Source organism: Sinisalibacter lacisalsi (assembly GCF_014640115.1).
Lineage (GTDB): Bacteria > Pseudomonadota > Alphaproteobacteria > Rhodobacterales > Rhodobacteraceae > Sinisalibacter > Sinisalibacter lacisalsi.
The window spans coordinates 227497-243969 of record NZ_BMGI01000006.1; the positions used below are offsets into that span (position 1 = coordinate 227497).

At 66.7% G+C, this 16473-nt stretch carries 18 protein-coding genes and 1 tRNA gene; 16 read left to right on the forward strand and 3 right to left on the reverse strand.

Annotated features, from left to right (window positions below):
- Positions 1 to 22: 22 nt before the first annotated feature.
- A complete protein-coding gene (locus IEW01_RS16920) occupies positions 23 to 310 on the forward strand; it encodes a hypothetical protein (protein ID WP_188530032.1) in 288 nt (95 codons plus the stop codon).
- Positions 311 to 315: 5 nt separating this feature from the next.
- Here IEW01_RS16920 and IEW01_RS16925 read toward each other — a convergent pair whose 3' ends face one another.
- Positions 316 to 1380: an AbrB family transcriptional regulator gene (locus IEW01_RS16925; protein WP_188530034.1), complete on the reverse strand. Its 1065-nt coding sequence runs from the start codon at positions 1378 to 1380 to the stop codon at positions 316 to 318.
- Between the two features lie 171 nt (positions 1381 to 1551).
- On the opposite strand from IEW01_RS16925, the gene pcaF reads away from it, so the two are divergent.
- The 10 genes from pcaF to IEW01_RS16975 all read left to right on the forward strand — a co-directional run bounded on the left by pcaF (position 1552) and on the right by IEW01_RS16975 (position 10542).
- Complete coding sequence (gene pcaF / locus IEW01_RS16930) at positions 1552 to 2757, forward strand: 3-oxoadipyl-CoA thiolase (protein WP_188530036.1); 1206 nt, start codon at positions 1552 to 1554, stop codon at positions 2755 to 2757.
- Between the two features lie 2 nt (positions 2758 to 2759).
- Positions 2760 to 3752 (forward strand): 1,2-phenylacetyl-CoA epoxidase subunit PaaA, encoded by a 993-nt coding sequence (gene paaA, locus IEW01_RS16935; protein ID WP_188530038.1) that lies wholly within the window; start codon positions 2760 to 2762, stop codon positions 3750 to 3752.
- A gap of 11 nt (positions 3753 to 3763) precedes the next feature.
- Positions 3764 to 4048, forward strand: coding sequence for a 1,2-phenylacetyl-CoA epoxidase subunit PaaB (paaB, locus tag IEW01_RS16940; RefSeq protein ID WP_188530040.1), 285 nt, complete (start codon positions 3764 to 3766; stop codon positions 4046 to 4048).
- Positions 4048 to 4803, forward strand: a complete 756-nt coding sequence (paaC, locus tag IEW01_RS16945) for a 1,2-phenylacetyl-CoA epoxidase subunit PaaC (RefSeq protein ID WP_188530042.1) — start codon at positions 4048 to 4050, stop codon at positions 4801 to 4803. The genes paaB and paaC overlap by 1 nt, the downstream gene beginning before the upstream one ends.
- Before the next feature lie 70 nt (positions 4804 to 4873).
- The gene (gene paaD, locus IEW01_RS16950) at positions 4874 to 5335 is read left to right on the forward strand and encodes a 1,2-phenylacetyl-CoA epoxidase subunit PaaD (protein WP_188530044.1); all 462 of its coding nucleotides are present in this window, start codon (positions 4874 to 4876) and stop codon (positions 5333 to 5335) included.
- A 7-nt stretch (positions 5336 to 5342) separates the two neighbouring features.
- Positions 5343 to 6413: a 2Fe-2S iron-sulfur cluster-binding protein gene (locus IEW01_RS16955; RefSeq protein WP_188530046.1), complete on the forward strand. Its 1071-nt coding sequence runs from the start codon at positions 5343 to 5345 to the stop codon at positions 6411 to 6413.
- A gap of 10 nt (positions 6414 to 6423) precedes the next feature.
- On the forward strand, positions 6424 to 7179 hold the full coding sequence (locus tag IEW01_RS16960; protein WP_188530048.1) for a Phenylacetic acid catabolic protein: 756 nt from the start codon (positions 6424 to 6426) through the stop codon (positions 7177 to 7179).
- 3 nt (positions 7180 to 7182) lie between these two features.
- Entirely contained in the window at positions 7183 to 9210 is a 2028-nt protein-coding gene (gene paaZ, locus IEW01_RS16965; RefSeq protein ID WP_188530050.1) for a phenylacetic acid degradation bifunctional protein PaaZ, read from the forward strand.
- Entirely contained in the window at positions 9210 to 10010 is an 801-nt protein-coding gene (locus IEW01_RS16970) for a PaaX family transcriptional regulator (protein ID WP_188530053.1), read from the forward strand. The genes paaZ and IEW01_RS16970 overlap by 1 nt, the downstream gene beginning before the upstream one ends.
- Before the next feature lie 139 nt (positions 10011 to 10149).
- On the forward strand, positions 10150 to 10542 hold the full coding sequence (locus IEW01_RS16975) for a hypothetical protein (protein ID WP_188530054.1): 393 nt from the start codon (positions 10150 to 10152) through the stop codon (positions 10540 to 10542).
- 63 nt (positions 10543 to 10605) lie between these two features.
- On the opposite strand, the gene IEW01_RS16980 is transcribed toward IEW01_RS16975, so the two are convergent.
- A tRNA-Leu gene (locus IEW01_RS16980) sits at positions 10606 to 10692 on the reverse strand.
- 103 nt (positions 10693 to 10795) lie between these two features.
- On the opposite strand from IEW01_RS16980, the gene lipB reads away from it, so the two are divergent.
- The 4 genes from lipB to IEW01_RS17000 all read left to right on the forward strand — a co-directional run bounded on the left by lipB (position 10796) and on the right by IEW01_RS17000 (position 14550).
- The gene (gene lipB, locus IEW01_RS16985; protein ID WP_188530056.1) at positions 10796 to 11488 is read left to right on the forward strand and encodes a lipoyl(octanoyl) transferase LipB; all 693 of its coding nucleotides are present in this window, start codon (positions 10796 to 10798) and stop codon (positions 11486 to 11488) included.
- A gap of 170 nt (positions 11489 to 11658) precedes the next feature.
- Positions 11659 to 12114, forward strand: a complete 456-nt coding sequence (locus IEW01_RS16990) for a c-type cytochrome (protein WP_188530058.1) — start codon at positions 11659 to 11661, stop codon at positions 12112 to 12114.
- 166 nt (positions 12115 to 12280) lie between these two features.
- Positions 12281 to 13939, forward strand: a complete 1659-nt coding sequence (locus IEW01_RS16995) for a cytochrome c oxidase subunit I (RefSeq protein WP_188530060.1) — start codon at positions 12281 to 12283, stop codon at positions 13937 to 13939.
- A gap of 65 nt (positions 13940 to 14004) precedes the next feature.
- The gene (locus IEW01_RS17000) at positions 14005 to 14550 is read left to right on the forward strand and encodes a DUF2244 domain-containing protein (RefSeq protein ID WP_188530062.1); all 546 of its coding nucleotides are present in this window, start codon (positions 14005 to 14007) and stop codon (positions 14548 to 14550) included.
- A gap of 72 nt (positions 14551 to 14622) precedes the next feature.
- Here IEW01_RS17000 and IEW01_RS17005 read toward each other — a convergent pair whose 3' ends face one another.
- Positions 14623 to 15084 carry a GatB/YqeY domain-containing protein gene (locus IEW01_RS17005; protein WP_188530064.1) on the reverse strand — a complete coding sequence of 154 codons (462 nt, stop codon included), beginning with the start codon at positions 15082 to 15084 and terminating at the stop codon, positions 14623 to 14625.
- A 152-nt stretch (positions 15085 to 15236) separates the two neighbouring features.
- Here IEW01_RS17005 and carA point away from each other — a divergent pair, with 152 nt between their 5' ends.
- Positions 15237 to 16406 (forward strand): glutamine-hydrolyzing carbamoyl-phosphate synthase small subunit, encoded by a 1170-nt coding sequence (carA, locus tag IEW01_RS17010; RefSeq protein WP_188530073.1) that lies wholly within the window; start codon positions 15237 to 15239, stop codon positions 16404 to 16406.
- Positions 16407 to 16473: the final 67 nt, after the last annotated feature.

Sequence of the window (16473 nt, forward strand, 5' to 3'; positions counted from 1 at the left end):
CCAAAGGATGAGGAGGTCAGTCATGTTTGAACCCACACCCCTGCCCCCCACGCAGAAACAGCTGGATTACGCCCGGGCCATCGCCCGCCGGCTCGACATGGCAATCCCCCGCGCCGGCCTTGAAGACCGTCAGGCGCTTTCGCGCTGGATCGACTCGCACAAGCCATCCGGCGGGGTGCATGGCCCCGGCGCCACCTCGCGGCAGGTCGCCTTCGCCGAGAAGATCGCCCGGATCAAGCGCCGCGCGATCCCCGACGAATGTTTCCGCGATGCCGGGCTGATGTCGCGCTGGATCGACGCGAACCGCTGATCGGTTCAGAACCGGCGCAATCGGCCCACCAGCGCCAGTTCGCCCACCGTCAGGAAGATGCGCACGAGGTGATGCAGCGTCACGAAAGCCGGGTTGGCCGCGATCGACAGCGCGATCAACCCCATCTCGACCACGCCGCCGGGCGCGAAGCTCACCACCAGCATGTCGACCGGCAGGCCGGAGAGCCGCGCCACGATCATCGAGAGCGCGACGCCGAGCGCCATCATTCCCGCGACCGAGACGAGCGAGAGCCCCATACCCTTGACCAGGATCGCCCGGGTCATGCCGGTGAAGCGCACGCCGAGCCCGGTGCCGAGCACCACCTGCGCCATCGCCAGCAGCCAGGGCGGCGCGCTGATCTCGACCAGCCCGGTCAGCACCAGCGCCCCGGCGAGCGCCAAGGGCCCGAGCAATTGGCCCGCGGGCAGGCGCAGCCAAACGCCGAGCGCCACCCCGACAACCGCCAGCGCCATCACCTGCGCCACACCGAGCCAGTCTCCGCCCGCGTTCGGCCCCAGGCTCAGCCCCGACGCCGAGCCCACCGGGTGGCCCTCCCAGATCGACATGCCCACGGGCACCAGCGCCACCACCACGATGATGCGAAGGAACTGCATGAGGGTGAGCAGCCGCACGTCGGCCCCCGCCGCCTCGCCCATGGTGATCGATTCGATCAGCCCGCCCGGGCTGCCGGCGAAATAGGCGGTGGACCGATCGTAGCCGCCGAGGTGGCGGAAAATGGCGTAATTCATCGCGTGGGCCGCCAGCACGAAGAGCGCCATGGCCGGGATCGAAACCAGCATGAGCGGCAGGAGCGCGGCAACCTCCGGTGTGAGCTGCGCCCCGATCATCACCCCGATCACGCCGACGAAGAGCATCCGGAACCGTTGCGAGAACAGGTAATCTTTAGGGAACCTGTGCTGGAAGAACGCCACCGCCAGCGCCGAGGTCAGCAGGCTGCCCAGCATGTAGGGCAAGGGCGCGCCCAGTTGTGCCAGCGACCAGCCGCCGCCGGCCCCGAGCAGGAGCAAAAACGCGGTCAGCGCGAGGTGCGAAGCGGGCGGCCGGGTCATGAGGGCATCTAGCGCGGGTATGCGACGGGATACAAGCGCACCTATGTGTTACCATATTCAAGATCGAAGGGCATTCCCGTAACGTTTCACTTGCGCCGAATCGCGCGCGGATGTATCCCTGACCATGCGGTCGGCTTTACTGCCGGCAGGATCAGGGAGGACAAGCCAAACATGGCAGACGCGTTTATCTGCGACGCGCAGCGCACACCCATTGGTCGTCACGGCGGCGCGCTCGCCTCGGTGCGCACCGACGATCTCGCGGCGATCCCGATCGCCGCCCTCGTCGCGCGCAATCCAGGCGTGGACTGGTCGAAGGTCGATGACGTGATCTTCGGCGACGCCAACCAGGCCGGCGAAGACAATCGCGACGTGGCCCGCATGGCGGCCCTGCTCGCCGGGTTGCCCGTCGACGTGCCGGGCACCACGATGAACCGGCTCTGCGCCTCGGGGATGGACGCCGTGGGCACCGCCGCGCGCGGGATCAAGGCTGGCGATTACGATCTGGTCATCGCCGGCGGGGTGGAGAGCATGAGCCGCGCCCCCTTCGTGATGCCGAAGGCCGAAACCGCCTATTCCCGGTCCAACGCCGTTTACGACACCTCGATCGGCTGGCGCTTCATCAACCCGAAGATGCAGGCGCAGTACGGCACGGACTCGATGCCGGAAACCGCCGATAACGTGGCCGAGGATTACAACGTCAGCCGCGAAGACCAGGACGCCTTCGCCGCTCGCAGCCAGGCCCGCTGGGCCGCCGCCCATGCCGCCGGGCGCTTCGCCGAGGAGATCTGCCCGGTGAGCGTGCCGCAGCGCAAGGGCGAGCCGGTCGTCGTCGATACCGACGAACACCCCCGCCCCGGCACCACCGTCGAGATGCTGGCGAAACTGCGCGGCGTCAACGGCCCCGGCAAGACCGTGACCGCGGGCAATGCCTCGGGCGTGAACGATGGCGCCGCGGCGCTGCTGATCGCATCCGAAGCCGGTCTGCAGGCGCACGGCCTCAAGCCGATGGCCCGGATCGTGACGATGCAGGCGGCCGGGGTGCCGCCCCGGATCATGGGGATCGGGCCGGTGCCCGCCTCGCGCAAGGCGCTGGCGAAGGCCGGGCTCAGCATCGACCAGATCGACGTGATCGAACTCAACGAGGCCTTCGCGAGCCAGGGCCTCGCCACCCTGCGCGAACTCGGCCTGCCCGACGACGCGGCGCACGTGAACCCCAACGGCGGCGCCATCGCCATGGGCCACCCGCTCGGCATGTCGGGCGCGCGGCTGGTGCTCACGGCGGCTTATGAACTGCAACGAACCGGCGGGCGCTATGCCCTGTGCACGATGTGCGTGGGCGTGGGGCAAGGCGTCGCCATCATCCTCGAAAGGGTCTGACCATGTATGCACAAATGGTGAAATCGACCGGCAAGGGCGTGAAATCGCGCGAGGAAATGACCGAGGAAGAACGGCATTTCCAGGATCGCGTCGATGCCGACGAGAAGATCGAGCCGAAGGACTGGATGCCCGAGGGCTACCGCAAGACGCTCATTCGCCAGATCGCCCAGCACGCGCATTCCGAGGTGGTCGGCCAGCTTCCCGAGGGCAACTGGATCACCCGCGCGCCGACGCTGGAGCGCAAGGCGATCCTGCTCGCCAAGGTGCAGGACGAGGCGGGCCACGGGCTCTACCTCTACTGCGCCGCCGAGACGCTCGGTATCAGCCGCGACGAGCTGACCGAAAAGCTTCTCGACGGGTCGATGAAATACAGTTCGATCTTCAACTACCCCACCCTCAACTGGGCCGACATCGGCGCGGTGGGCTGGCTGGTGGACGGCGCCGCGATCATGAACCAGGTGCCGCTGCAGCGCACCTCCTACGGCCCCTACTCCCGCGCGATGATCCGGATCTGCAAGGAAGAGAGCTTCCACCAGCGCCAAGGCTACGACATCATGATGAAGATGGCGAAAGGCACGCCGGAGCAGAAGCGCATGGCGCAGGATGCGATGAACCGCTTCTGGTATCCCGCGCTGATGATGTTCGGCCCGTCCGACAAGGACAGCGTGCACTCGGCGCAGTCGATGGCGTGGAAGATCAAGATCAACACCAACGACGAGCTGCGCCAGAAATTCGTCGACCAGACCGTGCCGCAGGCCGAATACCTCGGCCTCACCATCCCCGATCCCGACCTGAAGTGGAACGAGGAAACCGGGCACTACGACTTCTCTGAGCCGGACTGGAGCGAGTTCTACGAGGTGCTCAAGGGCAACGGACCCTGCAACACCGAGCGGCTGGAAGCCCGGCGCAAGGCCTGGGACGACGGCGCATGGGTGCGTGACGGGCTCATGGCCCACGCCGAGAAACGCGCCGCCCGGCGCACTGCCGCCGAATAAGGGAGAACGCAATGTCGAAAGAATGGCCCCTTTGGGAAGTTTTCATCCGCGGCCAGCACGGGATGAGCCACCGCCATGTCGGAAGCCTGCACGCACCCGACGCCGAGATGGCGATCAAGAACGCGCGTGACGTCTACACGCGACGCAACGAGGGCGTGTCGATCTGGGTTGTCGAGGCGAAGCATATCGCCGCCTCCTCGCCTTCCGAAAAAGGCCCGCTCTACGAGCCCAGCGAGTCGAAGGTCTACCGTCACCCGACGTTCTTCGACATTCCCGACGACGTGGGAGCGATGTGATGGACACCGCATTGTTCGAATTCTGCTTGCGGATGGGGGATAACACCCTCGTTCTCGGCCACCGCGTATCGGAATGGTGCGGACATGCCCCGGTGCTGGAGGAGGATATCGCGCTCGCCAACACCGCGCTCGACCTGATCGGCCAGACCCAGTTCTGGCTCGGGCTGGCAGGCGAGGTGGAGGGCAAGGGGCGGGACGCCGATACGCTCGCCTTCCGCCGAGATGCCTGGGATTTCCGCTCGGTTCTGCTGGTGGAACAGCCCAACGGCGATTTCGGCCAGACGATGATGCGCCAGTTTCTGTTCGACGCATGGCAATCGCTCATGCTCGACCGTCTCAAGGACTCGTCGGACGTGCGGGTGAAGGCGATCGCCGAGAAGGCATCGAAAGAGGTGGCCTATCACCTCGACCGCTCGCGCGACACCGTGGTCGGCCTTGGCGACGGAACCGCCGAGAGCCATTCCCGGATGCAGGCGGCGCTCGACAAGCTCTATCCTTACGTCGGCGAGCTCTTCGGTGCCGACGAGATCGACGCCGAGATCGCCGAACGCGGTATCGCCCCGCTGCCCGCCGATCTGCGCGGGGCCTATGACGCGCTGATCGCGGATATTATGGCCGAGGCCACGCTCACCATCCCCGACAGCCGCTGGACGCATACCGGCGGGCGTGACGGCACGCGCCACTCCGAGCACCTCGGCCACATGCTGACCGAGATGCAATGGCTCCAGCGCGCCTATCCGGACGCGAGATGGTGATGGGCCGGCGATTTCCGTACGGAAATCGGGGCGGAAATCGTACGATTTCCGGCGCCGCGAGGGATGTGGCATGACGCGCGCGACCATCGACGAGGTCTGGGCCTGGCTGGCCGAGGTGCCCGACCCCGAGATCCCGGCGATCTCGCTGGTCGATCTCGGCATCATCCGGGCCGTGGATTGGGACGGCGACACCCTCGCCGTGACCGTCACGCCCACCTATTCCGGCTGCCCCGCCACCTCGCTGATCAATTTCGAGATCGAGCGGGCGCTGCGCGAGCACGGGGTGGAGAAGATCGCGCTCAAGCGCCAGATCTCGCCGCCCTGGACAACCGACTGGCTCTCCGAGGAGGGCCGCGCCAAGCTCGAAGCCTACGGTATCGCGCCGCCCCAGCCCGCCGGCGGCCCGGACAAGTGCCCGCACTGCGGCGGCACGAACGTGGAGCGCATCAGCCAGTTCGGCTCGACCCCCTGCAAGGCGCAGTGGCGCTGCAAGGACTGTCTCGAGCCATTCGACTATTTCAAATGTATCTGAGGGACACATGGCACGATTTCACAAGCTGACCGTGACGGATGTGCAAAACACCATCCGCGACGCCGTGGTGGTCACCCTCGCCCCCGAGACGGGCGAGACGGCGGCCTTCGACTTCATCCCCGGCCAGTATCTCACCTTCCGCCGCGATTTCGACGGCGAAGAACTGCGCCGCAGCTATTCGATCTGCGCCGGCAAGGCCGAGGGCAAACTTCAGGTCGGGATCAAGCGCGTCGAGGGCGGGGCGTTTTCCAACTGGGCCAACGACAACCTCAAGCCCGGCGAGGTGATCGAGGCGATGCCCCCGATGGGCAGCTTCCACACCCCGCTCGATCCGGCGGCCCGCAAGGCCTACCTCGGCTTTGCCGGTGGCTCGGGGATCACGCCCGTGCTCTCGATCCTGAAATCGGTTCTGGAGGCCGAGCCGCACAGCGAGTTCACGCTGGTCTATGCCAACCGCGCGGTCAACACGATCATGTTCCGCGAGGAGCTGGAAGACCTCAAGAACCGCTACATGGGCCGCTTCACGGTGATCCACGTGCTCGAAAGCGACGCGCAGGAGATCGAGCTGTTCACTGGCCGGGTCGACGAGGAAAAATGCGCCCGGCTGTTCGAGCACTGGATCGACGTGGGCAGCGTCGACACCGCTTTCATCTGCGGCCCCGAACCGATGATGCTGGGGATCGCGAAGAGCCTGCGCGACCACGGGCTGACCGACGCCCAGATCAAGTTCGAGCTGTTCGCCTCGGCCCAGCCGGGACGGCTGAAGCAGAAAACCACGGCCAAGGGCGCCAGCACCGGCCCCGGCACCGAAGCGGTGATAACCCTCGACGGCTCCTGCCGCACGATCACCATGGACCGCGACACCTCGATCCTCCAGGCTGCGCTCGCGCACGACCTCGACGCACCCTATGCCTGCACCGCGGGCGTGTGCTCGACCTGCCGGGCCAAGGTGACCGAGGGCGAGGTCGAGATGCGCGCCAACCACGCGCTGGAAGATTACGAGGTCGAACGCGGCTACGTGCTCACCTGCCAATGCTACCCGCTCACCGACCGGGTGGCGGTGGACTACGACCAGTGAGGAGGCCGACATGAAGATCGAGGAATATCTCGCACAGGGCGGCGTGCTGACCTCGCCCGAGAACGCCCCGCCGCGTTACCGCGCCGAGCTGCTCAGGCTGATGGCCACCTTCGTCGACAGCGAGCTGGCGGCGGCGGCGGGCTTTGCCGAGATGATAAACGCCGGCCCCGGCATTCCCGAACGGATCGCCGCGGCCCGGATCGTGATGGAGAAAACCGCCCACGCGGGCCGGGTGCTGCGGGTTATGGGCGATTTCGGCGCCAATACCGCGCGCTACGTCGGCGCCCACCCCTGGGCCGCGCGGCTGCCGCGCGAGGCCGATATCGGCACCACCCGGCGCGAGGGCGACATGCGGCTCTCGGTGTTCAATTACCCGCTTTCGGGCTGGGCGGATTCGGTGGCGATGCACCTGCTCATGGGGCTGGCCGCCGACGAACAGCTCGGCGAGTTCGCCCGCGTCTCCTACGGACCCCTTGCCGAGGTGTTCCGCGAGATCGCCCCGGTCGAGGCCGCCCACACCGCCTCCGCCCGCAAGGGGATGGAACGGCTGATCGAGACCGGCACCGAAAAGGCCGCGCTTCAGGCCAGCGTCGATTACTGGTGGCCGCGCGTCGCCGTGAGTTTCGGCCACGAAGTCTCGACGCGCGCCGCCACGCTGGCCGCCTTCGGCCTGCGCCACCAGACCAACGCCGAACTGCGCGGCTGCTGGGAGCGCCGCGCCGCCACCGCGCTGGCGGATCTCGGCCTGACCTCCCCCGAAGGATAAGACATGACCTCTCTCAAAGTGCACAGCTACGCCGCCGGTGACTGGATCGCCCCGGGCAGCGCCGCCCGCCCCATCCATAGCGCGGTGAGCGGAAAAGTGATCGCCGAGTCCGGCGGCGGCGCGCTCGACTTCGCCCGAATGTTGGATTTCGCCAAATCGAAGGGCGGCCCCGCCTTGCGCGCGATGGGCTTTCACGAGCGTGCGACGATGCTCAAGCAACTTGCGCTCTACCTCAACGAGCGGCGCGAGGCACTCTACGAGATCTCCTACGATACGGGTGCCACGCTGGGCGACCACAAGTTCGATATCGACGGCGGCATCGGCACGCTCTTCGTGTTCTCCTCGAAGGGCCGGCGCGAGATGCCCGACGGCAACGTCTACCTCGATGGCGATCTCGAACGCTTCGGCAAGACCGGCAGCTTCATGGGCCAGCATGTGGCAGTGCCGTTGCACGGCGTCGCAGTGCATATCAACGCTTTCAACTTCCCGGTCTGGGGGATGCTGGAAAAGCTCGCCCCGACGCTGCTCGCGGGCGTGCCCGCCATCGTAAAGCCGGCGACGGCCACCGCTTACGTCACCGAACTTGCGGTGCGGATGATGCTGGAAAGCGGGCTGCTGCCCGAGGGCGCGCTCCAGTTCATCGCTGGCGACACCGGCGATCTGCTCGACCGGCTGGGTGGGCAGGACGTGGTGAGCTTCACCGGTTCGGCCGCCACCGGCACCATGCTGCGTTCCACCCCGGGCATCCTTGCCAACGCGGTGCGCTTCGTGGCCGAGCAGGACAGCCTCAACGCCTCGATCCTCGGGCCGGACGTGGCGCCCGGCTCGCCCGCCTTCGACATCTTCATCAAGGAAGTGCACCGGGAGATGACGGTGAAGGCGGGGCAGAAATGCACGGCCATTCGCCGCATCATCGTGCCCGAGGAACAGCAACAGGCGGTGATCGAGGCGCTTTCGGCCCGGCTCGCCAAGACCGTGATCGGCAACCCGCGCGAGAAAGACACCCGCATGGGCGCGCTGGTCTCCGCCGACCAGAAGGCCGACGTGCTGACCAAGGCCGCGATCATCGGCGAGGAGGCGGAACGGGTGTTCGGCGATCCCGATGATTTCGCCGTTCACGGCAACGTCGACCGCGGCGCCTTCCTGCCGCCGATGCTGTTCCACTGTGCCGATCCCGACGCCGCCACCAAGGTGCACGAAACCGAGGCCTTCGGCCCGGTGTCGACGGTGATGCCCTACCGCGACCTTGCTCACGCCATCGCCCTTGCCAACCGGGGCGAGGGCTCGCTGGTGGCTTCCGTCATCACCGAATCGGGCGACGTGGCGCGCGAGGTGGTGATGGATGCCGGGCCAAGCCACGGGCGGCTCTATTTCAACAACCCCACCAGCGCCGCCGAGGCCACCGGCCATGGCGCGCCGATGCCGCACATGATCCACGGCGGGCCGGGCCGCGCGGGTGGCGGCGAAGAGATGGGCGGCGTGCGCGGCGTGCTGCACTACATGCAGCGCACCGCCGTTCAGGGCTCGCCCGACCTCATCACCGCCATAGGCCGGCGCTGGGTGCCGGGGGCTGCCGAGATCGAAGGCCCGGCGCACCCGTTCACGCGGAGCTTCCACGATCTCGACATCGGTGAAACGATCCACACCGCCGCGCGCGAGATCAGCCTCGACGACATCGAGCATTTCGCCGATTTCACCGGCGACACCTTCTATGCCCACATGAACGAGGAGGCAGCGGCGGCCAACCCGTTCTTCCCGGGCCGGGTGGCGCATGGCTACCTGCTGCTCGCCTTCGCCGCCGGGCTTTTCGTCCAGCCCGATCCGGGGCCGGTGCTCGCCAATACCGGGCTCGACAACTTGCGCTTCATGAAGCCGGTGGTGCCGGGTGACTCGCTGCGCGTGCGTCTTACGGTGAAGCAGAAAACCCGCCGCACCGCCGAATATGGCGAGGTGCGCTGGCACGTCACCCTCTACAATCAGGATGACGAGGTGGTGGCCGAATACGAGCTTCTCACCATGAACGCCTATTGATGAGCACGGACGCCGCGATATCGGCGCTCGCGCAGGATGCCGAACTGCGCACATGGTCGCTGATCGTGACGATCTTCGGCGACCTGGCCCGCGCGCCGGGGGCCGAGATCCCCGGCCCGGTGCTCTCTGCGATCACCGGGCGGATCGGGGTGAAGCCCGAAGCGATGCGCGTGGCGCTCCACCGGCTGCGCAAGGATGACTGGCTCACCTCACGCCGCGAGGGCCGCGTGTCGCATTACCTGCTCACCGAGGCGGGCCGTGCGGAATCCGAAACCGCCACCGGCCGGATCTATGCAACCCGGCCCGCCACGCCGGAGCGGTGGCACCTGCTCGTCGCCGGCCCGATGGACCAGGCGCAGCGGCTCGAACAGGATGGCGCCCTCGCCGCGCGCGGCTACATCGCGGTGGCCCCCGGCACGTGGCTCGGCCCCGGCCCCGCGCCCGCCGAGGTCGGCGCGATGCTGGCGTTCGAAGGGCACCCCGCCGCCGTGCCCGGCTGGCTGCGCGCGGAGCTCATGCCGCCCGCGCTCGAAACCGCCTACGCCCGCTTCGCTGACAGTCTCGAGGCCGCAATCGCGGCGCTTGGCGCCGCCGCGGTGTCGCCGCTCGACCGGGCCGTCCTCCGCGTGCTGATCGTTCACGGCTGGCGCCGCCTCGTGCTGCGCCATCCCGACCTGCCCGAGGCATTCTTTCCCGAAAGCTGGACCGGCCCGCGCACCCGCCGCCTCGTGCACGGCCTCCTCGACCGACTGGGCAAACCCTCGGTGGCCGAAGTCTCGGCCGATCTCGCCGAAGTCTGACCCGCACGGGCCACCGCGGCGGCACCGCCGGGCCATAGTGCCGCGAAATTCCCGCGCGTTTAACAGAAATCCGCCACATCGTCGGCGCGTTTCGCCTCTACTTCCGGGCGAGTAGATGAACTTCGCTCGGGAGCACAGGATGATCAGGGTCTTCATTCAGGACGAAAACGGTGCCGTCACCGTCGATTACGTCGTCTTTCTCGGCGGCGTCGTCTGGATGGGCATGACCATCGTCGGCGACGTTGCGCGGGCCACCATGCACCTGACGGACCGGGTCAACGAGCGCACCTCCTACGAGCTCATCATCTCCGAGATCCAGCAATCCTACAGTTCCGGCGTTGCGCCGGTCGCCGACGACACCGGCGATCAGGGCGGCAACGACAACGGCGATGAACCGGACGACGACGGCGACTCGGGCTCGTCCGACGAAGGCCTCGGCAACCCGGGCAACGACAAGAACGTCGGGCGGGCGGGCGAGAACCCGAACGGCAAGGGCGGATGGGGCAACGGCTCGAAGGGACGTTCCGAGTAAACCGGCGTCACCGACGCCTGACCCGGAACCGGCTCGATCCCGTGGTGACGGGAAAGAGCAAGATGGTGCGGTCGAGAAGACTCGAACTTCCACGGGAGTTACCCCACAGCGACCTCAACGCTGCGCGTCTACCAATTCCGCCACGACCGCACTGTCTTGGCTTGGTGGGGGGCTATTTAGCGCCCCTGCTTCGGGAAGCCAAGAGGGAATCTCAACGATTTGACACCGCCCCGAAGCGGTGCAATCTGGCGCCATGACCGATGCCCCTGCCCTGCCCCGGCCCGAGTGGCGTATCGCACCGGGCCTGACCGATTACGCCGAGGCCGAGGCCTTCATGGAGGCGCGCGCCGATGCGATCGCGCGCGCCGAGGCGGGCGAGCTGATCTGGCTGGTCGAGCACCCGCCGCTCTATACCGCCGGAACGTCCGCCAACCCCGCCGATCTCGTCGCGCCCGACCGCTTCCCGGTCCACGCCACGCGGCGCGGCGGACAATACACCTACCACGGCCCCGGCCAGCGCGTGGTTTACGTGATGCTCGATCTCGGCCAGCGCGGCCGCGACGTGCGCGCCTTCGTGAAAAGCCTTGAAGACTGGGTGATCGCGGCGCTGGAGGAGTTCAACGTCAAAGGCGAAATCCGGCCCGGCCGCGTCGGCGTCTGGGTGAGCCGCCCCGAGCGCCCGCCCGGCCCCGACGGCGCGCCCGCCGAGGACAAGATCGCCGCCATCGGTGTGCGGCTCCGGCGCTGGGTAAGCTTTCACGGCCTGTCGATCAACGTCGATCCCGACCTCGAGCATTTTTCCGGCATCGTGCCCTGCGGCATCCGCCAGCATGGCGTGACCTCGCTTGTCGACCTAGGCCTGCCGGTGACCATGGCCGACCTCGACCTGGCACTCGAGCGCAGGTTCGAAGGGGTTTTCGGCCCGCATGGCGCGCGGGCCGTTTGACCACCAGGCGAATCCCTCACGCCAATGCGACAGGACGCCGCTTGAGAATCATTCCAAAAATGCCCAAGTATCTCTCAACGACATGCATGCGTGTGCCGACGGAGGAGATTTGCTTTGGCGCGCGCCACCGAACCTGCGACCCAACCCGTAGTCAACTCACGAGGAACGACATGAAGACCATTCTCTCCACCGCCGCCGCCCTTCTTGCCCTGTCCGGCACCGCGGCCTTCGCCGAGGGCGATGTCGCCGCCGGCGAAAAGGACTTCAACAAGTGCAAGGCCTGCCACGCGATCGTTTCGCCCGATGACGAAGTGATCGTGAAGGGCGGCAAGACCGGGCCCAACCTCTGGGGCGTCGTCGGCCGCACGGCCGGGACGGAAGAATCGTTCAAGCGCTACTCGGACGAGATGCAACAACTCGGCGCCGAGGGCTTCGTCTGGACGGTCGAGGAAATCGCCGCCTACACGCCCAACGCCTCCGATTTTCTCGAAGAGAAGCTCGGGCTCGACAAGGTCCGCACCGCGATGACGCCGCAGCGCCTGAAGGATCCGACCGATGTGGCCGCCTTCCTTGCCCAGTACGGCCCCGAAGACGACGAGGACGGCGAGGACGACGCCGAGGAATAATCCTCGGCCAAGGCCGAGATCGAAACCGCCCGCGTTTTCGCGGGCGGTTTTTTTGTGCAGATTGTCGCTGTGACAACTTGCCCCAACACGATTCCCCCTTTAAACAAATTCCAAATTCTGCTTGCGACCTCTGGCCGCAGACAGCCTTCAGCAAAGGGAGACGTCCATGGCCGACGCAGCCATTCACGGGCAAGAACATCACGACGACCGCGGGTTCTTCACCCGCTGGTTCATGTCCACAAACCACAAGGACATCGGGATCCTCTACCTGTTCACCTCGGGTCTCGTCGGCCTGATCTCGGTGGGCTTCACCGTGTTCATGCGCCTCGAGCTGATGGACCCGGGCGTGCAATACATGTGCCTCGAAGGCCTGATGGCCGATCCCTGCACCCCGAACGGGCACCTGTGGAACGTGATGATCACCTACCACGGTGTGCTGATGATGTTCTTCGTGGTCATCCCGGCGCTGTTCGGCGGGTTCGGCAACTACTTCATGCCGTTGCAGATCGGCGCGCCGGACATGGCGTTCCCGCGGATGAACAACCTGTCGTTCTGGCTCTACGTCGCCGGCACCTCGCTCGGCGTCGCCTCGCTGCTCGCCCCGGGCGGGAACGGCCAAGCCGGCTCCGGTGTGGGCTGGGTGCTCTACCCACCGCTCTCCACCACCGAGCAGGGCTATTCGATGGACCTCGCGATCTTCGCGGTCCACGTCTCGGGCGCCAGCTCGATCCTCGGCGCGATCAACATGATCACCACCTTCCTCAACATGCGCGCACCGGGCATGACCCTGTTCAAGGTGCCGCTGTTCGCGTGGTCGATCTTCGTCACCGCATGGCTGATCCTGCTGGCCCTGCCGGTGCTCGCCGGCGCCATCACCATGCTGCTGATGGACCGCAACTTCGGCACCACCTTCTTCGATCCTTCGGGAGGCGGCGACCCGGTGCTCTACCAGCACATCCTGTGGTTCTTCGGCCACCCGGAGGTCTACATCGTGATCCTGCCCGGCTTCGGCCTGGTCAGCCACGTCTTCGCCACCTTCGCGCGCAAGCCGATCTTCGGCTACCTGCCGATGGTCTGGGCGCTGATCGCGATCGGCGTGATCGGCTTCGTGGTCTGGGCGCACCACATGTACACCGTCGGCCTCAGCCTGACCCAGCAGAGCTACTTCATGCTGGCGACGATGGTGATCGCGGTGCCCACCGGCATCAAGATCTTCTCGTGGATCGCCACGCTCTGGGGCGGCTCGATCGAGTTCAAGACGCCGATGCTCTTCGGCTTCGGCTTCCTGATCCTGTTCACCATCGGCGGCGTCACCGGCGTGGTGCTCAGCCAGGCGGGCGTGGACCGGCTGTATCACGATACCTACTACGTCGTGGCGCACTTCCACTACACCATGTCGATGGGCGCGGCCTTCACCATCTTCGCCGGCGTCTACTACTGGATCGGCAAGATGTCTGGCCGGCAATACCCCGAATGGGCCGGCAAGCTTCACTTCTGGCTGTTCTTCATCGGCGTCAACCTGACCTTCTTCCCGCAGCACTTCCTCGGGCGTCAGGGCATGCCGCGTCGTTACATCGACTACCCGGAAGCATTCGCCTATTGGAACAAGATCTCGTCCTACGGCGCGCTGCTGTCGTTCGCCTCGTTCCTGCTGTTCATCGGCATCGTGTTCTACACGCTCTTCGCCGGGCGCCGCGTGACCGAGAACAACTACTGGAACGAATACGCCGACACCCTGGAGTGGACCCTGCCCTCGCCGCCGCCGGAGCACACCTTCGAGCAGCTGCCGAAGCAGGAAGACTGGGACAAGTCGCACGTCCACTGAGGGCCGCGGACAGGAACCAGAAGGCCCGGGTCGATCGCCCGGGCCTTTTTTGTGGAGCCCCTCAGATGCCCTTTGAATGGGATAGGCCGCTCACCACCGCCCCCGCGCTCGATGCGCCAGGCAGGGCCCAGGGCGCCGCGCCGATCGCCGTGCTGCACGCCTGGCCGTTCCGCTCGCTGCCCAAGCGCGGTTTCGCCTTCATCATCGGCATGGCCTACGTTCTCTTCCTGATCCCGATCTCGGCTTTCGTCGGCACGCTCGCGATCTGGTGGCTGCTGGTGCCGGGACTGATCGCCATCGGCGGCCTGTGGTGGTTCATCGGCAAGAGCTACCGCGACGGCGAGATACTGGAAGAGCTCGACATCTGGCCAGACATGATCCGCCTCACCCGGCACGGCCCGCATGGGCGCCACGCGGAGTGGGAGGCGAATCCCTACTGGGTGACGGTTCAACTGCACAAGACGGGCGGGCCCGTGCCGGATTACGTCACGCTGAAGGGGGGCGGCCGCGAGGTCGAGATCGGGGCCTTCCTGTCGGAAGATGAACGCCCGCGGCTGCACGCCGAGATCGAGCGCGCGCTTGTGCTGGCGAAATCGAGGCAGGGCGGATAGCCGCCGGCTGGTTCCAACCGGAGACGCGGTTTCACCTGAGTCAAAAGGCGCGTCGCCGCGCCTTGATCGCCCTCAGCCCAGCCGCGCCTTGATCGCCGGGCCCACCTTGCCGAAGTCCATCCGCCCGGTGAACCGGCCCTTGAGCACGGCCATGACCTTGCCCATGTCGCGAATCGAGGTGGCACCGACCTCGGCAATCGCGGTCTCGATCGCGGCCTCGGCCTCGCGCTCGCTGAGCGGCTTGGGCAGGAACTCCTCGATCACCTTGATCTCGGCCAGTTCCTTCTCGGCCAGTTCCAGCCGCCCGCCTTCTTCGTAGGCGCGCGCGCTTTCCTGGCGCTGTTTGACCATCTTGCCGAGAATACCGAGAATATCGTCGTCCGACACTTCGCTGGCCTCCACGTCGGAGCCCCTGAGCGCAATGTCGCGGTCCTTGATCGCGGCGTTGATGAGCCTGAGCGTGGAGAGACGGGCTGCGTCCTTCTCCTTCATCGCGGTCTTGAGCGCCTCGCTGAGGCGGCTGCGCATGTCCATCGGTCAATGCCCCGGAGTGGTTGCGGTTGCCAAGCCCCGCACATACCTGCTTGGAACCGGCAAGACAAGCCGTGCGGATCGGCCCCGCCCGCGCTTGACCCCGCCCGCGCCCGCCCGTAGGAAAGCGACAATTTGGCCAGAGGGGAACCGCCATGCCTGCTGCCGCGCCCACATCCCGGACCCGCAAACCCACCGCCTGCCTCGCGCTCGCCGATGGCACGATCTTCTACGGCGAAGGTTTCGGCGCCGTAGGCGACACCACCGCCGAGCTGTGCTTCAACACCGCGATGACCGGCTACCAGGAAATCATGACCGATCCCTCCTACGCCGGCCAGGTCGTCACCTTCACCTTCCCGCATGTCGGCAACGTCGGCACGAACCCGGAAGACGACGAGGCGAACGAGCCCGTCGCCGCCGGCATGGTGGTGAAATGGGATCCGACCGAACCCTCGAACTGGCGCGCGGCCGAACCGCTCACCGACTGGCTCACCAAGCGCGGCCGGATCGGCATCGGCGGCGTCGACACCCGCCGCCTCACCCGCGCGATTCGCCAGCAGGGCAGCCCGCACGTGGCGCTCGCGCACGATCCCGAAGGCAATTTCGACATCGAGGCACTGGTCGCCAAGGCCCGCGCCTTCCCCGGCCTCGTCGGGCTCGATCTCGCCAAGGAGGTCACCTGCCGGCAGTCCTACCGCTGGGACGAGATGCGCTGGGCCTGGCCCGACGGCTACCCGAAACAGGAAAACCCCGTCCACAAGGTCGTGGCGATCGACTACGGCGCCAAGCGCAACATCCTGCGCTCGCTGGCGTCGGCGGGTTGCGAGGTGACCGTTCTGCCCGCCACCGCCACCGCCGAGGAGGTGAAGGCGCTCGGCCCCGACGGGATCTTCCTCTCCAACGGCCCGGGCGATCCGGCGGCAACCGGCGAATATGCCGTGCCGATGATCCGCGAACTGCTCGACACCACCGACCTGCCGGTTTTCGGCATCTGCCTTGGTCATCAGATGCTGGCGCTGGCGCTGGGCGCCAAAACCGTGAAGATGAACCACGGCCACCACGGCGCCAACCACCCGGTGAAGGACTACACCACCGGCAAGGTCGAGATCACCTCGATGAACCACGGCTTCACCGTCGACAGCCAGACCCTGCCCAAGGGCGTGAAGGAAACCCACGTCTCGCTGTTCGACGGCTCGAATTGCGGCATCGCGATGGAGGATCGCCCGGTGTTCTCGGTGCAATACCACCCCGAGGCCAGCCCCGGCCCGATGGACAGCTACTACCTGTTCGAGCGTTTCGCCGAGGCGATGGCCGCCCGGAAATAGCCCGCGCGTCGCGTCTTGGGCCCGCGTTAACCTTGCATTAACCCGCCCGCGCGCATCCTGCCCGAAA